General features: G+C 59.5%; 3 protein-coding genes. 1 reads left to right on the plus strand and 2 read right to left on the minus strand.

Annotation, left to right across the window (positions count from 1 at the left end; translation table 11 throughout):
* Positions 1-860: chaperonin GroEL (gene groEL, locus KF767_19230; GenBank protein MBX3020026.1), on the minus strand; the 860-nt coding region annotated here is incomplete at its 3' end.
* A 33-nt stretch (positions 861-893) separates the two neighbouring features.
* The gene (locus KF767_19235; GenBank protein MBX3020027.1) at positions 894-1,208 is read right to left on the minus strand and encodes a co-chaperone GroES; all 315 of its coding nucleotides are present in this window, start codon (positions 1,206-1,208) and stop codon (positions 894-896) included.
* A 286-nt stretch (positions 1,209-1,494) separates the two neighbouring features.
* Between KF767_19235 and KF767_19240 the strand changes: the two genes are divergently transcribed.
* Entirely contained in the window at positions 1,495-1,770 is a 276-nt protein-coding gene (locus tag KF767_19240) for an usg protein (GenBank protein ID MBX3020028.1), read from the plus strand.
* Positions 1,771-2,280 lie beyond the last annotated feature (510 nt).

Consider the following 2,280-nt stretch of genomic DNA (forward strand, 5'->3'; position numbering starts at 1 on the left):
GCCTTGCGGCGATCGCCGAAGCCCGGAGCCTTCACCGCCGCAACCTTGAGGCCGCCGCGGAGCTTGTTCACGACGAGGGTCGCGAGCGCTTCGCCTTCGACTTCTTCGGCGATGATGAGGAGCGGCTTGCCCGACTGCACCACGGCTTCGAGAACCGGGAGCAGTTCCTGCAGCGACGAGAGCTTCTTCTCGTTGATCAGGATGTAGGGGTCTTCCATCTCCACGCGCATCTTGTCGGCGTTGGTGACGAAATAGGGGGAGATGTAGCCACGGTCGAACTGCATGCCTTCGACGACATCGAGTTCGGTTTCGAGCGACTTGGCTTCTTCAACCGTGATGACGCCCTCGTTGCCGACCTTCTTCATGGCATTGGCGAGGAATTTGCCGATTTCGGCATCGCCGTTCGCGGAGATCGTGCCGACCTGCGCGACTTCCTCGTTCGAGGTGATGGCCTTCGAGTTCTTCTTGAGGTCCGCGACGATGGCTTCGACCGCGAGGTCGATGCCGCGCTTCAGATCCATCGGGTTCATGCCGGCGGCGACGGACTTTGCGCCTTCCTTCACGATCGCCTGGGCGAGCACGGTTGCGGTGGTGGTGCCGTCACCGGCGAGGTCGTTGGTCTTGGAGGCGACTTCGCGCACCATCTGTGCGCCCATGTTCTCGAACTTGTCTTCGAGTTCGATTTCTTTCGCGACGGTGACGCCGTCCTTGGTAATGCGGGGAGCGCCGAACGACTTGTCGATCACGACGTTGCGGCCCTTCGGGCCCAGCGTGACCTTCACGGCATTGGCGAGAATGTCGACGCCGCGGAGCATCTTGTCCCGCGCTTCGACCGAAAATTTTACTTCTTTGGCAGCCATTGTTTTCTACTCCTGTTCCTGACGGAAGCGCGCTTACGCGGCTTTCTTCTTCGAGGCGGAACCTTCGATCACGCCAAGAACGTCGGATTCCTTCATGATGATGAGATCTTCGCCGTCGATCTTCACTTCGGTGCCGGACCACTTGCCGAACAGGATGTGGTCGCCAACCTTGATGTCGATCGGAATGAGCTTGCCGGCTTCGTCGCGGCCGCCGGAGCCGACAGCGATCACTTCGCCTTCGGCCGGCTTTTCCTTTGCGGTATCCGGAATGATGATGCCCGACTTGGTGCGCTCGTCAGCCTCGATGCGGCGGACGACGACACGGTCATGCAGCGGACGGAATTTCATAGATAGTCCTCCAAGACCTTAGAATTATTGAGCGAATTGGATCGGCGCACAGGGAAAGCTGTCTCGCCTGAGCGCCAGATGGGGCTGGGTTTTGCGTCCTTCAAGGGCTGGAGTCAACTTTTTTGGCACTTTGGCGAACTGAGTGCCAAGGACTCGTCCAGGTTGTTAGCCGCGGGTGCGCGCGGCTGCTAGCGCTTTGATTTTAAACAAAAAATTCACTTTTCAGGCTTGTAATCGGCCAGGGCAGGCAGAAACATTCGGCGTCCGTTACCGTTAAGGATGTCCAATGAATCGCGTTTCTGAAGACTTCAAGCGTCAGCTCCAAGGCTACGGGCTGACGACCGCGCAAATTCTCTACCGGCTGCCGGACCACCCGCAGCTGCTCCAGACCTTCGTCTGGCAGGAATACGATCTGTTCCCGAAATTCCCGACGCTCTCGCGTTTCCTCGACTTCTGGGCGCGCGAACTGGCCGGACCGCTGCATTCGGTCACGGTCGCGCATGCGCGGCTCATCAAGCCGTCGGAATTTCGCGCGGTGAACGGGGAGTATTTGCTGAACTGAGTCCTGTCCCCAAGTTGTTGCTGTCCTTCCGAGGTGCGAGCAACTCCTTCTTTTCCCTCCCCTTGATGGGGAGGGTGGCGAGGACGAAGTCCGAGCCGGGTGGGGTGGAGCGGTGGCCTGCTGTCATTCCGGGGCGCGAGCGGGAGTGAGCGAACCCGGAATCCAGAAGCTGCTTGGATAGGCTTTATCGTATCGCCCTGGATTCCGGATCGCGCTAGCCAAGTCGGGCTTGCCCGACTTGGCCATTTAACATTGCCGATCTCGGGTAAACCCGAGATCGGTGGCCGTCCGGAATGACAGAAATAAATTTCAGACAAGACAGCCTCCATTCTTCCCGCGAGCGGTTTGCTCCGGGGTTTGATGAGATCGCCCTCTGGGAATCCGAGGGCGCGCGGGATGCCGCGAGCGCCAGAAGCGCTGCAACGGCCCTCTGCACGAAAAGGTAGAAAGTGCAGAGGTGAGTTCGACCGCGAGCGAACCGGCGAAACCGGCATCCCGCGTGCGATTGGT

The organism is Pseudobdellovibrionaceae bacterium (genome assembly GCA_019637875.1).
Lineage (GTDB): Bacteria > Bdellovibrionota > Bdellovibrionia > Bdellovibrionales > Bdellovibrionaceae > JAHBUW01.